The organism is Mesorhizobium sp. B2-8-1 (assembly GCF_006440955.1).
GTDB lineage: Bacteria > Pseudomonadota > Alphaproteobacteria > Rhizobiales > Rhizobiaceae > Mesorhizobium.
The window spans coordinates 61,592-82,764 of the sequence record NZ_VFTX01000005.1; the positions used below are offsets into that span (position 1 = coordinate 61,592).

The 21,173-nt window shown below is 62.3% G+C and carries 24 protein-coding genes; 13 read left to right on the forward strand and 11 right to left on the reverse strand.

All coding sequences use genetic code 11. The features are described 5' to 3' along the window. Nucleotides 1–64: 64 nt before the first annotated feature. Nucleotides 65–787 carry a DeoD-type purine-nucleoside phosphorylase gene (locus FJ428_RS14760; RefSeq protein ID WP_140515295.1) on the forward strand — a complete coding sequence of 241 codons (723 nt, stop codon included), beginning with the start codon at nt 65–67 and terminating at the stop codon, nt 785–787. 71 nt (nt 788–858) lie between these two features. Here the strand turns inward: FJ428_RS14760 and FJ428_RS14765 are convergent, their stop codons facing one another. Next, nucleotides 859–1,164: a ribbon-helix-helix domain-containing protein gene (locus FJ428_RS14765; RefSeq protein ID WP_140498878.1), complete on the reverse strand. Its 306-nt coding sequence runs from the start codon at nt 1,162–1,164 to the stop codon at nt 859–861. Between the two features lie 246 nt (nt 1,165–1,410). Between FJ428_RS14765 and FJ428_RS14770 the strand changes: the two genes are divergently transcribed. From FJ428_RS14770 to FJ428_RS14780, 3 genes are all read left to right on the forward strand, one after another. Beyond that, complete coding sequence (locus FJ428_RS14770; protein ID WP_140879633.1) at nt 1,411–1,806, forward strand: VOC family protein; 396 nt, start codon at nt 1,411–1,413, stop codon at nt 1,804–1,806. A 72-nt stretch (nt 1,807–1,878) separates the two neighbouring features. Further along, entirely contained in the window at nt 1,879–2,409 is a 531-nt protein-coding gene (locus FJ428_RS14775; RefSeq protein WP_140515296.1) for a gluconate 2-dehydrogenase subunit 3 family protein, read from the forward strand. A 47-nt stretch (nt 2,410–2,456) separates the two neighbouring features. Continuing rightward, the gene (locus tag FJ428_RS14780) at nt 2,457–4,028 is read left to right on the forward strand and encodes a GMC family oxidoreductase (RefSeq protein WP_140656363.1); all 1,572 of its coding nucleotides are present in this window, start codon (nt 2,457–2,459) and stop codon (nt 4,026–4,028) included. A 66-nt stretch (nt 4,029–4,094) separates the two neighbouring features. Here the strand turns inward: FJ428_RS14780 and FJ428_RS14785 are convergent, their stop codons facing one another. Next, a complete protein-coding gene (locus tag FJ428_RS14785; protein ID WP_140498872.1) occupies nt 4,095–4,493 on the reverse strand; it encodes a hypothetical protein in 399 nt (132 codons plus the stop codon). Nucleotides 4,494–4,807: 314 nt separating this feature from the next. Between FJ428_RS14785 and urtA the strand changes: the two genes are divergently transcribed. From urtA to FJ428_RS14815, 6 genes are all read left to right on the forward strand, one after another. After that, nucleotides 4,808–6,118, forward strand: coding sequence for an urea ABC transporter substrate-binding protein (urtA, locus tag FJ428_RS14790; RefSeq protein WP_140729213.1), 1,311 nt, complete (start codon nt 4,808–4,810; stop codon nt 6,116–6,118). Between the two features lie 106 nt (nt 6,119–6,224). Continuing rightward, nucleotides 6,225–7,841, forward strand: a complete 1,617-nt coding sequence (urtB, locus tag FJ428_RS14795) for an urea ABC transporter permease subunit UrtB (RefSeq protein WP_140729212.1) — start codon at nt 6,225–6,227, stop codon at nt 7,839–7,841. Next, nucleotides 7,838–9,067, forward strand: a complete 1,230-nt coding sequence (urtC, locus tag FJ428_RS14800; protein WP_140664310.1) for an urea ABC transporter permease subunit UrtC — start codon at nt 7,838–7,840, stop codon at nt 9,065–9,067. Before urtB ends, urtC begins: the two co-directional genes overlap by 4 nt. A gap of 6 nt (nt 9,068–9,073) precedes the next feature. After that, nucleotides 9,074–9,820 (forward strand): urea ABC transporter ATP-binding protein UrtD, encoded by a 747-nt coding sequence (urtD, locus tag FJ428_RS14805; RefSeq protein ID WP_140664313.1) that lies wholly within the window; start codon nt 9,074–9,076, stop codon nt 9,818–9,820. A gap of 69 nt (nt 9,821–9,889) precedes the next feature. Further along, entirely contained in the window at nt 9,890–10,585 is a 696-nt protein-coding gene (urtE, locus tag FJ428_RS14810; RefSeq protein ID WP_140557767.1) for an urea ABC transporter ATP-binding subunit UrtE, read from the forward strand. 230 nt (nt 10,586–10,815) lie between these two features. Further along, nucleotides 10,816–10,992: a hypothetical protein gene (locus FJ428_RS14815; protein ID WP_140498860.1), complete on the forward strand. Its 177-nt coding sequence runs from the start codon at nt 10,816–10,818 to the stop codon at nt 10,990–10,992. 51 nt (nt 10,993–11,043) lie between these two features. Here FJ428_RS14815 and FJ428_RS14820 read toward each other — a convergent pair whose 3' ends face one another. From FJ428_RS14820 to FJ428_RS14860, 9 genes are all read right to left on the reverse strand, one after another. Continuing rightward, nucleotides 11,044–12,195: a GGDEF domain-containing protein gene (locus FJ428_RS14820; protein WP_140664316.1), complete on the reverse strand. Its 1,152-nt coding sequence runs from the start codon at nt 12,193–12,195 to the stop codon at nt 11,044–11,046. 112 nt (nt 12,196–12,307) lie between these two features. Beyond that, on the reverse strand, nt 12,308–12,565 hold the full coding sequence (locus tag FJ428_RS30655; RefSeq protein ID WP_140564488.1) for a hypothetical protein: 258 nt from the start codon (nt 12,563–12,565) through the stop codon (nt 12,308–12,310). Nucleotides 12,566–12,703: 138 nt separating this feature from the next. Next, entirely contained in the window at nt 12,704–13,516 is an 813-nt protein-coding gene (locus tag FJ428_RS14830; RefSeq protein ID WP_140515303.1) for a DUF72 domain-containing protein, read from the reverse strand. Between the two features lie 42 nt (nt 13,517–13,558). Then, nucleotides 13,559–14,029 carry a GNAT family N-acetyltransferase gene (locus FJ428_RS14835; RefSeq protein WP_140498852.1) on the reverse strand — a complete coding sequence of 157 codons (471 nt, stop codon included), beginning with the start codon at nt 14,027–14,029 and terminating at the stop codon, nt 13,559–13,561. Nucleotides 14,030–14,057: 28 nt separating this feature from the next. Then, nucleotides 14,058–16,979, reverse strand: a complete 2,922-nt coding sequence (gene uvrA, locus FJ428_RS14840; protein WP_140498850.1) for an excinuclease ABC subunit UvrA — start codon at nt 16,977–16,979, stop codon at nt 14,058–14,060. Between the two features lie 708 nt (nt 16,980–17,687). After that, nucleotides 17,688–17,969: a hypothetical protein gene (locus tag FJ428_RS14845; RefSeq protein WP_140560963.1), complete on the reverse strand. Its 282-nt coding sequence runs from the start codon at nt 17,967–17,969 to the stop codon at nt 17,688–17,690. A gap of 96 nt (nt 17,970–18,065) precedes the next feature. Next, a complete protein-coding gene (locus FJ428_RS14850) occupies nt 18,066–18,671 on the reverse strand; it encodes an ATP-dependent Clp protease proteolytic subunit (RefSeq protein ID WP_140498846.1) in 606 nt (201 codons plus the stop codon). A gap of 31 nt (nt 18,672–18,702) precedes the next feature. Next, nucleotides 18,703–19,206: an SRPBCC domain-containing protein gene (locus tag FJ428_RS14855; RefSeq protein WP_140879634.1), complete on the reverse strand. Its 504-nt coding sequence runs from the start codon at nt 19,204–19,206 to the stop codon at nt 18,703–18,705. After that, on the reverse strand, nt 19,203–19,517 hold the full coding sequence (locus FJ428_RS14860) for a metalloregulator ArsR/SmtB family transcription factor (RefSeq protein ID WP_140515307.1): 315 nt from the start codon (nt 19,515–19,517) through the stop codon (nt 19,203–19,205). Before FJ428_RS14860 ends, FJ428_RS14855 begins: the two co-directional genes overlap by 4 nt. A gap of 236 nt (nt 19,518–19,753) precedes the next feature. Here FJ428_RS14860 and FJ428_RS14865 point away from each other — a divergent pair, with 236 nt between their 5' ends. From FJ428_RS14865 to FJ428_RS14875, 3 genes are read left to right on the forward strand one after another with little or no spacing between them, the layout of a single operon-like run. Then, nucleotides 19,754–20,266, forward strand: a complete 513-nt coding sequence (locus tag FJ428_RS14865; protein ID WP_140498840.1) for a single-stranded DNA-binding protein — start codon at nt 19,754–19,756, stop codon at nt 20,264–20,266. A 40-nt stretch (nt 20,267–20,306) separates the two neighbouring features. Beyond that, on the forward strand, nt 20,307–20,720 hold the full coding sequence (locus FJ428_RS14870; protein WP_140525355.1) for a DUF2306 domain-containing protein: 414 nt from the start codon (nt 20,307–20,309) through the stop codon (nt 20,718–20,720). A 22-nt stretch (nt 20,721–20,742) separates the two neighbouring features. After that, complete coding sequence (locus tag FJ428_RS14875; RefSeq protein WP_140498836.1) at nt 20,743–21,168, forward strand: OsmC family protein; 426 nt, start codon at nt 20,743–20,745, stop codon at nt 21,166–21,168. The last annotated feature ends 5 nt before the right edge of the window (nt 21,169–21,173 follow it).

The window sequence follows — 21,173 nt, forward strand, 5'->3', positions numbered from 1 at the left end:
GAATGCCTCTTGCGCAATACTGCGACAAGGCCATGATTGTGGATGAAACGGCAGGGACGAGCTGTTGACGCCACACATCGAAGCCAGCAAGGGTGACTACGCCGACATTGTGCTGTTGCCGGGCGACCCCCAGCGCGCCGAATGGATGGCCATGACATTCCTGGAGGCCCCACGCTGCATCAACCGCCGGCGCGGTGCCCTTGGCTTCACTGGCCTGTTTCGTGGTCAGCCGGTCAGCATCCAGGCGACCGGCATCGGCGTATCCTCCTTTCTGATCTATGCGCATGAGCTGCTGGACGGCTACGGTGTGCGGACTTTGATCCGTACCGGCACCTGCGGCGGGCTGACCGCTGAGGTAAAACTACGCAGCCTCGTCATCTCGCAATCGGTGCGGCCCGAAAGCGCCCGAAGCGGTCAGGTTTTCGGCCTCTATGACGCTGCAGCCGGGCCGGACCCGGCGCTGTTTGCTCGCGCATTGGCGAAGGCGGCCGAACTCGGCATCGACCATCGTGCCGGGCTGACGGCATGCAGCGACGTCTTCCACCATCCGCAGGGACGCGCCCGTTTTGCCGATGCGCAGGCAGCCGGCGCGCTGGCCGTGGACATGGAGACCAGTGCGCTCTATCGCATTTCCAGGCATTTCGGGGCCCGTGCGCTATCGATCTGCACGGTGGTCGACGATATCGACAGCGGCGAACAGACCCAATATGCGGAACGCCAGGATCTTTTTACCGACATGACGCGGCTGGCGCTGGAAATCGCCGCCGCCGATCGGCCCGGTGCGTGATAGGCCCGCCGAGCCGCCCCAGTTCCTGATGCATTCCGAACACAAAGCCGGCGGGCACTTTTCTGGATTCTTCAGGCGGCTTCCCATTTCGGCGGCATCTGGTCTTCCATACCCGGCCGGTGGCTGCGCAGATAGAGTGCGCAGGTGGTGCGCAGCATGGAGGCGAAGTTGGGAATCTCGCCATTGATCTCGATGGCTTCGTCATAGAGTTTCGAGATGAATTTCGGCGTCGTCAGGTCCTGGCTTTCGGCGATTTCGTCGAGCAGTGCCCAAAACGTCGCCTCAAGCTGGATGCTGGTCGAATATCCGTCGATGCGGATCGACCGGTTGATCTGACGATAACCTTCGGGGTCCTGGGCCGCAAATACCCTGCACATCCGACAACCTCCCACGTTCGTTGATTTTTGGCGTTGATTTTGGGTGGACAGATGCTTTTGCCGCCAGAGGCGACGCGGCCTTTGTCCCCGACAGCATTCTCCGGCAAAATCGGCTGAACAGCAATCGGACTTTCGTCCTTGCGGTTGTCAGGCGAGTCGATCTTCGGAGCGTGGTAACCGGCTGCCACCATCTTTTGCCGTCGCCGCGCATAATCATCTTCGAAGCATCGAGTGGCGAGGACTGATTTGGCGAAGGCAATCCACACCATGATCCGGGTTCTCGACGAGACCCGCTCCGTCGATTTCTACAGAAATGTCTTCGGCCTCGATGTCGCCGAAAGGCTGGATTTCGACACGTTCACGCTCATCTACCTCAGCAATGCCGAGACGCAATTCGAAGTCGAACTGACCGTGAACAAGGGTCGGCAGGAGCCTTATGCGCTTGGCGATGGCTACGGCCATCTCGCGGTTTCGGTCGTCGATCTCGACGGCGAGCACGACCGGCTCGGCGCGCTCGGCCTCAACCCGAAGAAGATCGTCGAATTCAACCGTGACGGTTCGCTGATCGCACGCTTCTTCTTCATCGAGGATCCGGACGGCTACAGGATCGAGGTTCTGCAACGAGGAGGCAGGTTCCAGTAGAGATCGCGGCCGCGTGTGCGCGGCGCCAGCCAAGGCATCCCATGGATGCAACCAGCAAGCAGGGAGGAAAATATGGTCACGATCTATGAAAGCAGGCCCGGGCTTTCGCGGCGCGAGCTTCTGAAGCGCGGCGGCGTCGGAGCCTTGCTCGTCATTTCCGGCAGCGCGGTCATCAGCCCGGAACATGCCTGGGGCCTCGAAACGTCGGCGCTGAAGCCGGAGACGATGGCGACGCTGATCCAAATGGGGCGGGACGTCTACCCGCACGATCAGCTTCCCGACAAATATTACGCCATCGCGGTCAAGAGCCATGACGATCAGGCCGGCAAGGATGCCGCACATAGGGATCTCATCGAGAACGGCATCGCCGATCTCGACAAGAGGTCCGGCAAGGGCGGCTACCGGAACCTTGGTTGGGAGGATCAGCGTGTCGCAGTGCTGAAGCAGGTCGAAGCCACGCCTTTCTTCCAGGCGGTGCGCGGGGGCCTCGTCGTCAGCCTCTACAACCAGAAGGAGGTCTGGCCGGTCTTTGGCTATGAGGGCGAATCCTATTCCAAGGGCGGCTATATCGCGCGCGGCTTCGACGACATCGAGTGGCTCTGAGCCGCTCCTCTCGCCACCCAGCAAAATCGAAATCATGGGAGGAAACCATGGCAGCAGCATTTGATCTGAAAAACGACAATTTGGTCGTCATCATCGGCTCGGGAGCCGGCGGCGGCACACTCGGCAATGAACTCGCCCAGAAGGGCATCGACGTCGTGATCCTGGAGGCCGGCGCTCGCCACGAATTCGACGACTTCATCAATGACGAGTGGGACTCCTTTGCCCAACTCGCCTGGAAAGACAAGCGCACGACTTCGGGCGACTGGCGCGTAGCCAGGGATTTTCCGAACCTGCCGGCCTGGATCGTGAAATCGGTCGGCGGCTCGACCACGCACTGGGCCGGCGCTTCGCTGCGCTTCCAGGAGCATGAGTTCAAGACCGCCTCGACCTACGGCAAGGTGGAGGGCGCGAACCTGCTCGATTGGCCGGTGACACTGGCCGAGATGGAGCCCTATTACGCCAAGGCCGAAGCCAAGATGGGCGTCACCGGCACCAATGACTGGCCGAGGCTGCCGGGCAACAATAATTTCAAGCTGTTGAAGGCTGGCGCCGACAAGCTCGGCTACAAGGAATGCCACACCGGCAACATGGCGATCAATTCGGTCGAGCGTGACGACCGGATGTCCTGCCAGCAGACCGGCTTCTGCTTCCAGGGCTGCAAATGGGGCGCCAAATGGTCGACGCTCTACACCGAGATCCCGAAAGGCGAAGCGACAGGCCATCTCGAGGTGAGGCCGAACGCCATGGCCGTCAAGATCAACCATGACGCCTCGGGAAAGGTGACCGGCGTCGTCTATGCCGACAAGGACGGCAAGCTGCAGGAGCAGAAGGCCCGCATCGTCGCCGTCGCCGGCAATTCGATTGAAAGCCCGCGCCTGCTGCTCAATTCGGCTTCGAGCAAGTTCCCTGACGGCCTCGCCAATTCATCGGGGCAGGTGGGCAAGAACTACATGCGCCACACCACCGGCTCGGTCTATGCCATCTTCGACAAACCGGTGCACATGTATCGCGGCACCACGATGGCCGGCATCATCCGCGACGAGGCGCGGCATGATCCATCGCGCGGTTTCGTCGGCGGCTACGAATTCGAGACGCTTTCGCTCGGCCTGCCGTTTATGGCGGCCTTCCTCGATCCCGGCGCTTGGGGCCGCTCCTTCACCACCGCGCTCGACCACTACGACCACATGGCAGGGCTGTGGATCGTCGGCGAGGACATGCCGCGCGAAGAAAACCGCATCACGCTGCATGCCGACGAAAAGGACGAGCACGGCATGCCGATCGCCGATGTGCATTTCGACGATCATCCCAACGATACGGCGATGCGCGATCATGCCTACAAACAGGCCATGGCGCTCTACGACGCGGTTGGAGCGACGCGGACTTTCCCGACGCCGCCCTATCCTTCCACCCATAATCTCGGCACCAACCGGATGAGCGAGAAGGCGGCCGACGGTGTCGTCAACAAGCACGGCCAGACGCACGACATCAAGAACCTGTTCGTTTCCGACGGCAGCCAGTTCACGACAGGCGCGGCCGAGAACCCGACGCTGACGATCGTCTCGCTGGCGATCCGGCAGGCCGATTACATCGCCAGCCAAATGTCAGCGAGAAGCATCTAGTTCCACCTCCCGACTGCCTGCTGGCGCGGAGCCCCGACCGGGGTTCCGCGCCATTTTTCTCGACTTTCAGCCCTTGGTGCAGGTCGAGGCGGTGAAGGCGCCGTCGGGCTGTCTCATGATGATGTCGAATGAGGGCGGGCCCTGGCCATCCAGAGTCGCCTGAGTGAGGGACAACGAGTTGCCGCCGGCGGTGTAGCCGCCGAGTGGTCCCAGCCAGGAGATCACCCCATTTGCGTCCATCTGGTAATTGTAGCCCTGCTGGGCGGTCCCGAAGGTGACTGGGCCGGTATAGACGTTTCCCTTGATGGTGATGTCGCCGAGGTTGAGGAACATGCCGAGCAGGTAGACCTCGCAATGATAAATGCCGTCGGGCATCTTGCCGTCGCTGAAGTCGGCTCGCGCCGCCCCGGTCGCCGCCGCCAGAAACAATAGGCCGGTAGAGATGCGTGAAATTCCGGATGCCATGACGTCGCTCGGTTGAGGGGCGAGCTTGCCCCATTTGTGTGCCGTACCGCAATATTTGTCGCGTGCGGCCCGCGTCCGGAGATCAAAATCTAGGCATTTGGAGAAATTGGACGAAAATTAGGCAAAAACTGTGTGCGCTGCGCAAATTTCTCTCAACCAATTTTTAACCGGGCGCTCACGATTTCTCTAAGTACGATACATCAAGCCGCTGATAACATTGAGCATTAACTCCTCCCGCGAGACCGCCTCGGCGGTTGGCATGGGGGTTGCTTCGTAGTGTTGCGTTGCAATCAATCAGCTTGGGAGTGTCAGGCATGAGGGGTAATTTCTCGACAATAACAAAAATGTTTTCGGCGGGCGTGGTCGCTGCCGGCCTGTCGATGTCGGCGCCCGCGAAAGCGGCCGACGACACGATCAAGGTCGGCATCCTCCATTCGCTGTCCGGCACTATGGCGATTTCGGAGACGACGCTGAAGGATGCCATGCTGATGCTCATCGACGAGCAGAATGCCAAGGGCGGCCTGCTCGGCAGGAAGCTCGAAGCGGTCGTCGTCGATCCGGCGTCCAACTGGCCGCTCTTCGCCGAGAAAGCGCGCGAGCTGATCTCCAAAGACAAGGTCGCGGCGGTGTTCGGCTGCTGGACCTCGGTGTCGCGCAAATCGGTGCTGCCGGTGTTCTCGGAACTCGACAACATCCTGTTCTATCCCGTCCAGTATGAGGGCGAGGAGAGCGAGCGCAACGTGTTCTATACGGGCGCGGCGCCGAACCAGCAGGCCATTCCGGCCGTCGACTATCTGATGAGCGAGGATGGCGGCTCGGTGAAGCGATGGGTGCTGGAAGGCACCGACTATGTCTATCCCCGCACCACCAACAAGATCCTCGAGGCCTATCTGAAGGCCAAGGGCGTCGCGGCGGAAGACATCATGGTCAACTACACGCCGTTCGGTTTCTCGGACTGGCAGACCGAAGTCTCGGCAATCAAGAAGTTCGGTTCGGCCGGCAAGAAGACCGCCGTCGTCTCCACCGTCAACGGCGACGCCAACGTGCCGTTCTACAAGGAACTGGGCAACCAGGGCATCAAGGCCGAGGACATCCCGGTCATGGCCTTCTCGGTCGGCGAGGAGGAGCTTGCCGGTCTCGACACGGCGCCGCTGGTCGGCCATCTCGCCGCCTGGAACTACTTCGAGAGCGTCGACACGCCCGAGAACAAGAAGTTCATCGCCGACTGGCACAAGTTCATCAAGAACGACAAGCGCACCACCAACGACCCGATGGAGGCCCACTATATCGGCTTCAACATGTGGGTGAAGGCGGTCGAGAAGGCCGGCACCACCGATCCGGACAAGGTGATTGACGCCATGGTCGGCGTCTCGGTGCCGAACCTGACCGGCGGCTATTCGACGATGATGCCGAACCATCACATCACCAAGCCGGTGCTGATCGGTGAAATCCAGGCCGACGGCCAGTTCGAGACGGTCTCGCGCACGCCGGGGCTGGTGATGGGCGACGAGTGGTCGGATTACCTGCCCGACTCCAAGGACTTGATCTCCGATTGGCGGGCGCCTCTGTCCTGCGGCAACTTCAATGTCGCTACCGGCAAATGCGGCGGCAAGGGCACAAACTGATCCTCCCGGGCTGGACCTTCAGGTCCATGCCCATGACCGCGAGCGTCCGGACGGTTCCTTCGCCGTCCGGACGTCCAACTCAACCCTGAAGAGTCGCCTGACGCCGATGAACCTTTTCCGCGCACTTGGCCTGACACTGCTGTTCTTGCTGGCGACGCTGTCGTCATCGGGCGCCGGCGAAGCCGATCTGCGTGGCATCATCGCCAAGTTCGCCGCCGCCAAGGGTTTTTCGGAGACGGGAGCTGTCGTTCACGACCTGGCGGCGACCGGCGATCCGGCAGTGGAGCGGCCTCTTGCGGCACTCGCCGATGGCAATCTTTACATCCGCAAGATCGATTCCCTGGTCTTCGTCGGCAAGGAAGGCGGCGAACGGGTCCAGCTTTTCGACCCGCTGAGCGGTGAGCCATCCGGTGAAGCAGCCAAGGACGACATCACCAAGATCAAGGTCAACAACACGCTGCGCCGCACCATCCGCGATGCGCTGGGCACGCTGACGCTTGGCGCCAAGGATCCGGCCGTGCGGCTCGCCGCCGCCGACACCATGTTCAAGACGCCCGATTCCGCAAACATCGAGCCGCTCGACGCTGCGATCGCCAATGAGACGGTCGCCAGTGTCAAGACCTTGCTGGAACAGGCTCGTGCCGCGTCGATCCTGAGCTCGGATCGGCCGGATGCCGACAAGCTCGCGGCAATCGCCTTGATCGGCGCGCGCGGCGACCGCGATGCGGTATCGCTGCTCACCTCGGCAGAGGCCAATGCGTCGGGCGCAGTGAAGGAAGCGGCGACAGCGGCAATCGCCAACATCAATTCGACGCTGGCCCTGTGGGACGCCGGACAGAACATCTGGTACGGCATTTCGCTGGGCTCGGTGCTGCTGCTGGCGGCGATCGGGCTTGCCATCACCTTCGGCGTCATGGGCGTCATCAACATGGCGCATGGCGAGATGGTGATGCTCGGCGCGTACACGACCTTCGTCGTCCAGCAGGTGATCCGTACATCCTTTCCCGGCCTGTTCGACTGGTCGCTGGTGATCGCGCTGCCGCTCGCCTTCCTGGTCGCGGGGCTTGTCGGCCTTGCCATCGAGCGCGGCGTTATCCGCTTCCTCTACGGGCGGCCGCTGGAGACGCTGCTGGCGACATGGGGCGTTTCGCTGATCCTGCAGCAGGCAGTGCGCTCGATCTTCGGGCCAACCAACCAGGAGGTCGGCAATCCCTCCTGGATGTCGGGTTCGTTCGATGTCGGCCAGCTTGCCATCACCTGGAACCGGCTCTGGATCCTGGTCTTCGCGCTTAGCGTCTTTGCCGTGCTGCTCTATGTGATGAAGCGCACCCCCTGGGGCCTACAGATGCGCGCCGTCACCGCCAACCGCCGCATGGCCGCCTCTATGGGCATCAGGACGCCATGGGTCGACGCGCTGACCTTCGCGCTCGGCTCCGGCATTGCCGGCATTGCCGGCGTGGCGCTCAGCCAGATCGACAATGTCTCGCCCAATCTCGGCCGCGGCTACATCATCGACAGTTTCATGGTCGTCGTCTTCGGCGGCGTCGGCAATCTGTGGGGCACGCTGGTCGGCGCCTTTTCGCTGGGCATCGTCAACAAGTTCCTCGAACCCTATGCCGGCGCCGTGCTCGGCAAGATCGTCGTGCTGGTGCTGATCATCCTGTTCATCCAGAAGCGCCCGCGCGGCCTGTTCGCGCTCAAGGGCAGGGCGGTGGAAGCATGATGTCGGGACGCTTCTTCGCCGCGGGCGCGGACCGCCGCATCGCCATCACCATCCTCATTCTGCTGGCGGCGGCCATCATCGTGCCGCTGCTCAACCTGGTTGTTTCGCCTACGAGCGCATTCTACGTTCCACCCTATATCGTGGCGCTGACCGGCAAATATCTCTGCTACGCGCTGCTGGCACTCGCGCTTGATCTTGTCTGGGGCTATTGCGGCATACTCTCGCTCGGCCACGGCGCCTTCTTCGCGCTCGGCGGCTACGCGATGGGCATGTATCTGATGCGCCAGATCGGCTCGCGCGGCGTCTATGGCAACCCGGTCCTGCCTGATTTCATGGTGTTCCTGAACTACAAGGAACTGCCCTGGTTCTGGACCGGCTTCGACCATTTCTGGTTCGCCGGCCTCATGGTGCTTGCGGTACCCGGCCTGCTTGCCTTCGTCTTCGGCTGGTTCGCCTTCCGCAGCCGCGTCACAGGCGTCTATCTCTCCATCATCACACAGGCGATGACCTATGCGCTGCTGCTCGCCTTCTTCCGCAACGACATGGGCTTCGGCGGCAACAACGGCCTGACCGATTTCAAGGACATTCTGGGCTTCAACATCCAGGCCGACGTGACCCGCTCGGCGCTGTTCGCGGCCAGCGCGGTGATGCTTGCGCTCGGCGTCTTCGTCACCTGGGCGATCGTCGGCTCCAAATACGGCAAGCTGCTGATGGCGGTGCGCGATGCCGAAAGCCGCACCCGCTTCCTCGGCTGGCGGGCTGAGAATGTGAAGTTGTTCGCCTTCACGGTTTCAGCTGTCATGGCCGGCGTCGCGGGCGCGCTTTACGTGCCGCAGGTCGGCATCATCAATCCGGGCGAATTCGAACCCTCCAATTCGATCGAGGTGGTGATCTGGGCCGCGGTCGGCGGGCGCGGCACCATCATCGGGCCGATCATCGGTGCGCTGCTGGTCAACACCGGAAAATCCTGGTTCACCGGCGTGCTGCCTGAACTGTGGCTGTTCGCACTCGGCGGCGTGTTCGTCGCCGTGACGCTGCTCTTGCCGAAAGGCATCATCGGCATGTGGGATAGCCGGCGCGGCAACGCCAAGGCGCTGCGTGCGGCATCGTTGGCCGAGGAGGCCGGCGCCGATGGTGAAATCGCGCCATCCAAAGTCGTGCAGTCGGCGGCCAGAACACCCGGCGAATGGTCCTCGTCCAGCCTCGAACCACAGCCGGCGGAGTAACGAGCGATGCCGAAGTCGAACACCATTCTCTATCTCGACGGCGTTTCGGTTTCCTTCGACGGCTTTCGCGCCATCAACAATCTGTCGCTGGTGCTCGACAAGGGCGAGATGCGCGCCATCATCGGCCCCAACGGCGCCGGCAAGACCACGATGATGGACATCGTCACCGGCAAGACACGGCCCGACGAGGGCGAGGTGTTCTTCGACGGCCAGGTCGATCTCACCTGCCATGACGAGGCCGAGATCGCCATGATGGGCATCGGCCGCAAATTCCAGAAGCCGACGGTTTTCGAAAGCCATACGATCGAGGAAAATTTGATGCTGGCGCTGAAGGGGCCGCGCTCGATCTTTCCGGCGCTGTTCCATCGACGCTCGCCCGCCGAGACGCGGCGGATCGATGACATCCTCGGGACCATCCGGCTCGGCGACAAACGCGACGAGCTCGCCGCCAATCTCAGCCATGGGCAGAAGCAGTGGCTGGAGATCGGCATGCTCCTGGCGCAGGACCCGAAGCTGCTGCTGGTCGACGAGCCGGTCGCCGGCATGACCGACGCCGAAACCGAGGAAACCGCGCGCCTGCTCAAGGAGATCGCCCGCGACCATTCAGTGATCGTCGTCGAGCACGACATGCATTTCGTGCGCGAGCTCGGCGTCAAGGTCACCTGCCTGCATGAGGGCTCGGTGCTTTCCGAAGGCACACTCGATTTCGTATCCGCCGATGAACGCGTCGTCGAAGTCTATCTGGGGAGATGAGCATGGTTTGGCGGGTGCAATTCCATCGCTTCGATCTTGCCTTCCTTCGGTTCTGGAGAAGGCGCTGACATGCTCGAAGTTTCCGATGCCACGCTCCACTACGGCGCCGCCCAGGCGCTGCGCGGCGTGTCGCTGAAGGCGGGCGCCGGCAAGATCACTTGCGTGCTCGGCCGCAATGGCGTCGGCAAGACCAGTTTGATGAGATCGATCGTCGGCCACCACAGGCTGACGAGCGGAAGCGTTGCCTTCGAGGGGAAGGCGCTCGACCGGAGCGCGGCGTATGACCGCGCCCGGTCGGGCATCGCATTCGTGCCGCAGGGCAGGGAGATCTTTCCGCTGCTCAGCGTGCGGGAAAACCTTGAATCGGGATTCTCGCCCCTGAAACGGGCCGACCGCAACGTGCCGGCGCATGTTTTCGAATTGTTTCCGGTGCTCAAGCAGATGCTTGGCCGCCGCGGCGGCGATCTCTCCGGCGGCCAGCAGCAGCAGCTCGCCATCGGCAGGGCGCTGGTGATGCGGCCCAAGCTTCTGGTGCTCGATGAGCCGACGGAAGGTATCCAGCCGTCCGTTATCAAGGACATCGGCCGCGCCATCCGCTATTTGCGCGACCAGGCCGGCATTGCGGTTCTTCTCGTGGAGCAATATCTCGACTTCTGCCGCGAACTCGCCGACGAGGTCAACATCATGGACCGCGGCCAGATCGTCCATACTGGTCCTGCGGAAGATCTCGACCGGGCGGATGTCAGGAAGTTCCTGACGGTGTAAATCCATCTCCTGATGAAAGATTGCTCAATCTTTCTTCAACACCCGCTGGCACGCTCAATACTACATGCTAGTCTTCTGATGGCTTTGTGAGTCGGCCGCTTCCGTATCAGTCTGGTTTGTCGCAGATCGAGGTGGGCGACGGGCAAGTTCCGCGCAAGCATGCGTTCCTAGCATCCTCCCTGCGATCTCTGTCGTTCAACGCGTTTGGGCATACAGGCCAAGGGGCAGCCATGGAACGTTACGTCGAGGACTACCAGAAGCGGCGGCTCACAGAGCGCGTCGACATCATCACAGCCATCAACATTCTGAAGTCCCAGGGCTATGACCACGACGAGCTGATCGAGGAGATCACCAAGGTCTTCTATGTCGACCTCGATGCCTTCAATGAAATTGTCATGGCGGCGTAAAAGCCGCATTCGGCCATTCAACAATGATGGGCACGGCATTGATGCGCTTGGTCAGCTAGCGCGCCGGAATGGAGAGGCGGTGACGCGGTTGCGGCCGCCGCGCTTGGCGGCATAGAGCGCCTTGTCGGCGGCGCTAAGCACCTTGTCGAAGCTCAGGCCCTCTTTGGTGCCGAAAGCAAAGCCGGCGCTGACGGTGCACGTCAGGGGACCGTTCTCGGTGTCGATGCGGCGCGCGGCGAACGAGGTCCGTATCGTCTCGGCCGTGTTTTCCACTGTTTCGGGCAAAGTCCGCTTTAGCACCACCGCGAACTCCTCGCCGCCCATGCGCGCGGCGACATCGGTCGGGCGAAGGTTGCCGGCAAGCTCCTTGGCGAACACTTTCAGCACCTCATCGCCCGTCGCGTGGCCGAACTCGTCATTGATGGCCTTGAAGCTATCGAGGTCGAACACGACCACGGCGGTAAAGGCGCCGACGGGAGAATCGCCAAAGAGGTCGAACAGCGCGCGGCGGTTGAGCAGGCCGGTCAGCTGATCCGTCAGCGCGTTGCGGCGGTGATGCCCCGCCAGACGCCCCTGGTTGAGGGCCAGCGACAAGGCGCCGATGCCGGTCATGCTGGCGATGACGACGATGAGGCTGAGATCCTCGGCCCAGTTCCTTGGCGCATGGCTCATGATCAGCTTGCCGTCCCATGCCAAAACCGTCGCGCAGAGCAGGAAGGACATGGCGGTCGCTGAATAGAGTGCGGCGGCGCCGATGGTAAGCGCTGGGGCCTCGGCGCGGCCCTTCCAGTATTCGGCGGCGGTTGCGAACAGGAGCAGGGCCGCGAACAGGTTCTCGAACATGAAGCCGAGCCCGTCATAGCCGAGAGCCATGGGCGGCAGCGCCACCGCCAGCGAAATGCCGCTGCCGATTAAAATCCTGGAGACCGGCGAGCCGCCGCTTCTGAATTGGTAGGCGGCGCCCAGCATCATGGAGAAGCCGACCAGCAGCAAGGTGAAGGTGGCGATGCCGAGGCCGCGCCTGGGCGCGTCGATATAGGCGTCATAGGTGAAGACCTCGCCCACCACCAGCAAGGCGCTGAGCGCCCAGGTGAGCAGGAACTTGTCGGTGCGGGCGGTGAGCCATGTGCCGAACAGCGTCAGGCTCAGGCAGGCAGCGGAGAAACCGACCGCCAGCAGAAGTGAGTTGTAGTCGAGCGACATGCCCCTCGTTCCTTGCCCGCGACGACCCTGCAGCCTGACGTTGCTGGAGTCATGACGCAAGGAAGTGTCGATAAGGTTACGATCGCGGCGAAAAAGCCAAGCTTGCACGGCGTTAGAGGACTACCGCCGACAGGAGCAGAACCGCACCGACCGCCATCATCAGCAGACCCGGCCAATTCTGTGACACGCCTAGGAAACCGAGGCCGCGCCGGCGTGGCTCAAGCGTCGGGGCCTGCGTTGCGAGATTGGGCATCCGTCGATCCGAAGCTGCAGGTGCCGGATCGCTGAGCCGTCCACGCCTGAGAGCTGCGCCCGCCATATACACAACGCCGGCGACGATGAGAAACGCACCGATAAGGATGACAGCCATCCTTCCTCGCTTTTCTGCTGGTTTTCCCGCGCGGGAACCCGCCACCAAGGCAAAACGACGATGACGCCTTGAGGTTCCGACAGAGGCTGTTGACGCCGGCAATTCATGCAAATGGAAATAGCCGCAGAGGCTTGCCGCTTAGCTGGTTTCTGTCACTCGCTTCATCAGCGCCATGGCGCCGAAGGGCGCGCGCACCTTGCCCTCGGTGATGAAGTAGACGAACACGTCGCGCGGTTGCACCGGCGCGTCGGTAGCAGGGTCGGCGCGCCGCAAATCGGCCGGCTGCTTGCCTTCCGCCCAGACCTTGGCCCGCGCCGCCCATTCATCGAGGCCTTTTGGCGTGTAGCAGTCGGGATTGTCATCCGAGCCGGTCTGCAGCCGCGCATAGATGAAATCGCCGGTGATATCGGCGATATCAGGATATTTTGCGTGATCGGCATAGACGATGGCCGCCTTGTATTTGCGCGCGAGCGCCGGGAATTCCGGCACGATGAAACTGTCGTTGCGAACTTCAAGCGCGTGGCGCAACGCGACACCGTCTTGGCTTTCCGGCAACAACTTCAGAAAAGCCTCGAAATCGTCGGGATCGAATTTCTTTGTCGGCGCGAACTGCCAAAGGATCGGCCCAAGCTTATCGCCGAGCGCGGCGACGCCGGAGCCAAGGAAACGCATCATCGATTCACCGGCTTCGCCCAGCACGCGGCGGTTGGTGACGAAGCGGTTGCCCTTCAGCGAATAGACGAAACCGTCGGGGGCCTCATTGGCCCATTTGACGAAGGTCGGTTCCTTGAAGCTGGAATAGTAGGTGCCGTTGACCTCGATGCTCGGTACCTGCCGGCTGGCGTATTGCAACTGCTTGGCCTTGGGGAGTTTTTCCGGGTAGAAGGACGTGTCCCACGGCTCGAAGGTCCAGCCGCCCATGCCGGCGCGGATCGTTCCCGATTTGCTCATTGTCGTCCTCCCGTTTCAGAAATCTGGCCGCGTTCAGAAAAATCAGGCCGCCGTGACCTCGTCGACCGGCTTGGCCATGTCGACGAGCACCCATCCTGGCCGATAGGGATTGGGCCGGCGACCCGTTTCGCGATAGCCGTAGGCCAAATAGAGCGCGATGTTGCGCTCCATTTTCGCATTGGTGTAGAGCCGCACCTCCGGCACGCCCCACAGGCGCGCCTGCTGATCCGCATGTTTCAACAATGCGATGCCGAAGCCCTTGCCCTGAAATCCTGGCGCCACCGCGACGGAGAAGATCATCGCGTGGTCTTCGTGCCGCTCCAGGACGATCAGCCCGGCCAGGTCGCCGCCGCTCTCCAGCAGCCAGGCCTCGCCGCGTTCGATGCGCGGCGCATAGTCTTCGGTGACCGGGATCGGCGGCGCGCCCAACAGCGCGGTGTAGGGCGCGTAGGCATCCGTGGTCAGAGTCATGACGGCGGTGACATCCGGGGCGAGGGCTTTCCTGATCTTCATTCCGGAGATTCCCAACGCCAGCCCGCCATCACTCCGCTGCTTCGCGCTTGCCTCCGGGGCGTCGCTCCAGCAATTCCTTGAGGAATTGGCCGGTGTAGCTGCGTTTTTCGCGCACGATCGCTTCCGGCGTGCCGGAGGCGACCAGCTCGCCGCCGCCATCGCCACCCTCGGGGCCGAGATCGAGCACCCAGTCGGCGGTCTTGATCACTTCGAGATTGTGCTCGATCACCACCACCGTGTTGCCCTGGTCGACCAGTTCGTGCAGCACTTCCAGCAGCTTGGCGACATCGTGAAAGTGCAGGCCAGTGGTCGGCTCGTCCAGGATATAGAGCGTCTTGCCGGTCGCCTTGCGCGACAGCTCCTTGGCGAGTTTTATCCGCTGCGCCTCGCCGCCCGACAGCGTCGTCGCCTGCTGGCCGATATGGATGTAGCCGAGGCCGACCTGCTTCAGCGTGTCGAGCTTGTCGCGCACGCCGGGCACGGCGGCGAAAAAATCGACGCCTTCCTCGACCGTCATGTCGAGCACGTCGGCGATCGACTTGCCCTTGAACAGCACGTCGAGCGTCTCTCTGTTATAGCGCTTGCCGTGGCAGACGTCGCAGGTGACGTAGACGTCGGGCAGGAAGTGCATCTCGATCTTGATAACGCCGTCGCCCTGGCAGGCCTCGCAGCGGCCGCCCTTGACGTTGAAGGAGAAGCGGCCCGGCTGGTAGCCGCGCGCCTTGGCCTCGGGCAGGCCCGCGAACCAATCGCGGATCGGCGTGAAGGCGCCGGTATAGGTGGCGGGGTTGGAGCGCGGGGTGCGTCCGATCGGCGACTGATCGATGTCGATGACCTTGTCGAGGAACTCCAAGCCCTCGATGCGGTCGTGCTCGGCCGGATGCTCGCGCGAGCCCATGATGCGGCGCGAGGCCGCCTTGAAAAGCGTTTCGATCAGGAAGGTCGATTTGCCGCCGCCCGATACGCCGGTGACGGCGGTGAAGGTGCCGAGCGGAATTTCGGCGGTGACGTTCTTCAGATTGTTGCCGCGCGCGCCGACGACTTTCAGGCGGCGGTTCTTCTTCGCCTCGCGGCGAACCGCTGGTGTCGCCACTTCGAGCTCGCCCGAAAGGTATTTGCCGGTGATCGAATTCGGGTTGGCCATCACCTGCTGAGGCGTGCCCTGGGCAATGATTTCGCCGCCATGGATGCCGGCGGCCGGGCCGATGTCGACGACGTAGTCGGCATGCAGGATGGCGTCCTCGTCATGCTCGACCACGATGACCGTGTTGCCGATGTCGCGCAGGTGCTTGAGCGTGTCGAGCAGGCGCGCATTATCGCGCTGGTGCAGGCCGATCGACGGTTCGTCCAGCACGTAGAGCACGCCGGTGAGGCCGGAGCCGATCTGCGATGCCAGCCGGATGCGCTGGCTCTCGCCGCCCGACAGCGTGCCGGAATTGCGCGACAAAGTGAGATAATCGAGGCCGACGTCGTTGAGGAAGCGCAGCCGCTCGCGGATTTCCTTGAGCACGCGCACGGCGATCTCGTTCTGCTTGTCGTTGAGCTGCGCCGGCAGGTCGGTGAACCACTGGTCGGCCTTGCGGATCGACTGTTCGGTCACTTCGCCGATGTGCTTGCCGGCGATCTTCACCGCCAGCGCTTCCGGCTTCAGCCTGTAGCCACGACAGGCCGGGCAGGGGGTGGCCGACATGAAGCGCTCGATCTCCTCGCGCATCCAGGCGGATTCGGTCTCTTTCCAGCGCCGCTCGAGGTTGGGGATGACGCCCTCGAAGGTCTTGGTCGTCTTGTAGGAGCGCAGGCCGTCATCATACTGGAAGGTGATCTCGCGCTCGCCGGTGCCGCGCAGGATGGCTTCCTGGGCTTCCCTGCTCAAATCCTTGAACTTGTCGCCGAGCTTGAAGCCGTAAGCCTTGCCGAGCGCCTCCAGCGTCTGCACGTAGTAGGGCGAAGTCGATTTCGCCCATGGGCTGACGGCGCCATCGCGCAGCGAGACGTTCTCGTCGGGAACGACCAGATTGGGATCGATGGCGCGCTGGCTGCCCAGCCCGTCGCAGGTCGGGCAGGCGCCGAACGGGTTGTTGAACGAGAACAGCCTGGGCTCGATCTCGGGAATGGTGAAACCGGAGACCGGACAGGCGAATTTTTCCGAGAACAGGATGCGCTCATGCGTCTCGTTCTTCGATTTGTTGACCGAATCCTCGCCCGTCTGACTGGCATCGAGCGGCTTGTCGGCGAACTCCGCCACCGCCAGCCCCTCCGCGAGCTTCAGCGCGGTCTCCATGGAATCGGCAAGGCGCGTTGCGAGGTCGCCACGCACGACGATGCGGTCCACGACCACGTCGATGTCGTGCTTGTATTTCTTGTCGAGTGGCGGCACATCAGCGATCTCATAGAAGACGCCGTCGACCTTGACGCGCTGAAATCCCTTTTTCTGCAGCTCGAGCAATTCCTTGCGGTACTCGCCTTTGCGGCCGCGCACGATCGGCGCCAGGATGAACAGGCGCGTGCCTTCCTCGACCGCCAGCACGCGATCGACCATCTGCGACACCGTCTGGCTCTCGATCGGCAGTCCGGTGGCGGGCGAATAGGGTACGCCGACACGCGCGAACAGAAGCCGCATGTAGTCGTATATCTCGGTGACGGTGCCGACCGTCGAGCGCGGGTTCTTCGAAGTGGTCTTCTGCTCGATGGAGATGGCCGGCGAAAGGCCGTCGATCTGGTCGACATCCGGCTTCTGCATCATTTCGAGGAATTGCCGCGCATAGGCCGACAGGCTCTCGACATAGCGGCGCTGGCCTTCGGCATAGATGGTGTCGAAGGCAAGCGACGATTTGCCGGAGCCCGACAGGCCCGTCATGACGATCAGGCTGTCACGCGGCAGGTCGAGATCGACATTCTTCAGATTGTGTTCGCGCGCCCCGCGAATGGAAAGATATTTATGGTCGGCCATTGCCGGTCGCCGCCTCAGATCTGGAATTTGTGGGATCGGCGGGTTTTCCCCGGCCGTCCCCTATGTAGGTATTTTTGCCGCCGCGTCGAGAGACGCCACAATTCTCGACCAAGTCGTTTAACCGTCTTTCGCACGAACGGGCAAGCGGAAAGAACAAAGACCGAACACGCTCCTGACAAAAGCGGTGGAGCAGGCGGCGTGGTTCCCATCAGGGGATATCTCGCTCGATCACATTTTTTCCGATCGGACATCGAGCGGTTGACGTCCCTGGCTGAGGGGAGCAGACTCCACACGTCAATGAAGCCGGCTGTCTTTCGATGGCCTCGCCGCCCAAAGGCGGTCTGCGAGACGCCGCGGGCTATTGCGATCAGTGCTTCTGACGACGATTGTCGCAATGGACACAGGAGTGGAGCATGACGCCACCGGACAGTCCCTTGAGGCTCCAGCAGTGACTGGAGCCGCGGCAGGCATGAATGCCAGGGAGACGCGAGCGCCTTCCGACGTGACCCTGCCGGATGCACCAAAATCAGAGACTACTGGTCGGATCGTCGGCTGAACGCCGCGAAGCGTCCGAAATCGAAAGCCGGTAAAACATTCCCGGCGAAAGATTGGATTATAGATCCAGAAAAGCCCCGTCCGTTTGCTAAAAGCACGGCGGGGCTGCTCTTTTGGGGGAACGCGCAGGTACTGACGGCCCCGACATGTCAGCTACCGCGGCGGTTTGATCCCGCCGGCGCCGACATCGACCGTGATGCTGCCGGAAATCCTGACATCGGTATCGCCGATCTTGAACCGGCCGTTGCCGTTGGCGGGGAAGGCGTCATCGGGTTCGGGCTGCGGGGCCGGCTTGGCGATGCGATAATCGCCGGCCACACCGGGCAGGCTGCCTTTCTGGCTGTCGTTGGCAAAGGCGCCGCCGGCCAGCATGAGCGCACCGGCGAAAATAGTGACGGCAAGACGCCAAGGTTGGAATAAGCGGCTGTCGATCATCGGCCGGTTATAGCGCCGCCCCGCCGAGGTGGCCAGACCGGCGGTCATCAAATCGCCGGACGGCGGGGCCGTCGCAATTCATCGTGCTTGTGCCGGTCACGCCGCCTTTTTGCGGGTATCGTAGACATGATCGACGAGACCCCATGCCTTCGCTTCCTCGGCGGTCATGAAATAGTCCCGGTCGAGCGTGCGCTCGACCTCTTCATAGGTGCGGCCGCAATGGCGCGCATAGAGCTCGGTCATCTGCCGCTTGGTGCGCAGAATGCCTTCGGCGTGACGCTGGATGTCCGATGCCTGACCCTGGAAGCCGCCAAGCGGCTGGTGCAGGACGAGGCTGGCGTTGGGCAGCGCGATGCGCCGTCCCGGCGTGCCAGCCATCAGCAGGAACGAAGCCATCGAGGCGGCAAAGCCCATGCACACCGTCGACACCGGACAGCTGACATATTGCATCGTGTCGTAGATGGCGAAGCCGCTGGTCACCACGCCGCCAGGCGAGTTGATGTAAAGCGAGATCTCCTTGTCGGGATTATCCGATTCCAGCGACAGAAGCTGGGCGCAGACCAGCGCCGACATGCCGTCGTTGATCTCGCCGTTGATAAAGACGATGCGCTCGCGCAGCAGCCGCGAGAAAATGTCGAAGGCGCGCTCGCCGCGGCTCGATTGCTCGATCACCATCGGCACCAGATTGGCAAAACCGGTCATCGTCTCTCTCCGTTTCTCATGTGTCGGCCACTCAAGCGGCGCGCTGCAGAAGGCAAAATGAATTGGCGGCGGCCGTACGGCCGGAGGCGCTCGCAGCGAATGAAAGCCGGCAGCCGACACCTGCCATGGTCACCATGGGCCTGGCGGCGGATGTCGCCACACGGGCAAAGCCTTCATGGATAATATGCAGATGCGTGCCGCCCGAAACGGTGGGGGCGAGCGTGAAGGTGACGATGCTGTCGAGCGGGTTCCGTTCCTCGTCGGGCCGCGGCTGTTCCCGCCAGGAATAGCGAAGCCTTTTTCCGGGCTCGGCATCGAGGATCTCGCATTCGATCGGCGCATCCGGCCCGGCAAAGGCGAAATTGCTGCCGATCTCAGGATTGATGTCGTTGGGCATCATCCAGGCCGCAAGCAATTCGGGCACGGTCAGCGCCCGCCATACCTTTTCCGGCGGCTCGGGGAGATCGCACTCGAACTCGATCGCGTCGGGGGCGGTCCGCGCAGGGCTTTCGTCGGTCACTGGTGCGTGCGTCATTGGTCCATGTCCTTGAGAACCGTCCTCAGTTTTTCGATGCGCTCGGGCCAGAACGTCCGGTAGCGTTCGATCCAGCCAAGCAGCGGGTCGAGCCCTTGCGGATCGGCGCGGTAATAGGCGTTGCGGCCCGCCCGCCGCTCGACCACCAGGCCTGCGCCGCGCAGCACCGCCAGGTGCTGCGACACAGCCGGCTGCGATACCGTCATGCCGGTGCGCAGCTGCGACACCGTCATCTCGCTGGTGGCGAGGCGTTCATAGACGGCGCGTCGGGTGGGGTCGGCCAGCGCCCGAAAAATTTCCGCTTCGATCATGACAAAAGCATAAGTCGATACTTATCGGTTTGGCAAGCGGTCTTTTGCGGCCCATATGAAAGGAAGCTGGTGGCTCCTGCATTGCTGCCAATCCTTGACAATGAGCGGCGATGCATATAGGAACGAAAAGAGAACAAAAACCTTGTGGGAAAAGGCAGCCACAGCAGGCAACAGGTGTGCGCAACCTGTAAGGTGCTGCGACAAAAATTTGTTTCGGACGAGCGCGGAGAAGTATCATGGCGGGTAGCGTCAACAAGGTCATTCTGGTCGGCAATCTCGGAGCGGATCCGGAGATCCGCCGCCTGAATTCGGGCGAGCCGGTCGTCAACATCCGCATCGCAACATCGGAAAGCTGGCGCGACAAGAATTCCGGCGAGCGCAAGGAAAAGACCGAGTGGCACAATGTCGTCATCTTCAATGAGGGCATCGCCAAGGTTGCCGAGCAGTATCTGAAGAAGGGCATGAAGGTTTATGTCGAGGGCCAGTTGCAGACACGCAAATGGCAAGACCAGACCGGTGCCGACAAATACACGACGGAAGTCGTGCTGCAGAGATTCCGCGGCGAGCTGCAGATGCTGGACGCGCGCGGCCAGGGTGAGGGCGGCCAGGTCGGGGGTTATTCCGGCGGCGGCAGCCGTGGTTCCGATTTCGGCCAGTCCGGCCCGAACGAAGGCTTCAATCGTGGCGGCGGCGCTCCCAAGGGCGGCGGCGGTTCGTCGCGCGAGCTGGACGACGAAATTCCGTTCTGAGCATCGACACGGCGTGACGGGCATTTGAGGAGAGGGCGCGATGTCGCTCGGACCGCTCCTATCGGCACGTCCTCCGATCCCATGGCATGCGCTCGCGGCCTTTGCCGCGCTGGCGATAGGCGGCGTGCAGCTGGCGCTGCCGAAAGGCACGCTGCGCCACCGCGCGATGGGCTATCTCTGGGCGGCGCTGATGCTGGCCGTCGCCATCTCGAGTTTCTGGATCCAGCAGATACGGCTCATTGGCCCTTTCAGCCCGATCCATCTCTTGTCGATCCTGGTGCTGGTCACGGTGCCGCTGGCGGTCTGGCATGCACGCAATCACCGCGTCGCCAAGCACCGCAAGGCGATGATTGCGTTGTATATCTTTGCACTGGTGGGTGCCGGTGTCTTTACGCTGGTGCCCGGCAGAATCTTGCACGACGTGGTCTTCGGCGTCGCGCAAGCCAGACCGTGATCCCGAGTGGAAGGAATATCAGTTGAAAGCACGCATCAAATGGGTCGAGGAACGCACCTTCGTCGGCGAGTCCGGCACAGGCCATAAGGTCGTACTGGGGACCGCGTTCGGCCCTGAAGGGAGAACGCCGGGGCCGAGCCCGATGGAACTGGTGCTGATCGGCACCGGCGGCTGCTCGGCCTATGATGTCGTCCATATCCTCGAAAAGGGGCGCGAGGCGATCGAGGACTGTGTGGTCGAGCTCGATTCCGACCGAGCCGAGACCGATCCCAAGGTGTTCACCCGCATTCATATGCATTTCATCGTCAAGGGCAGGGCGCTGTCGCCCGACAAGGTGAAGCGGGCGATCGATCTCTCGATCGAAAAATACTGTTCGGCTTCGGCCATGATGTCCAAGACCGCCGCCATTACCCACGATTTCGAAATTATCGACACGACGGCAAAATAAGCGGC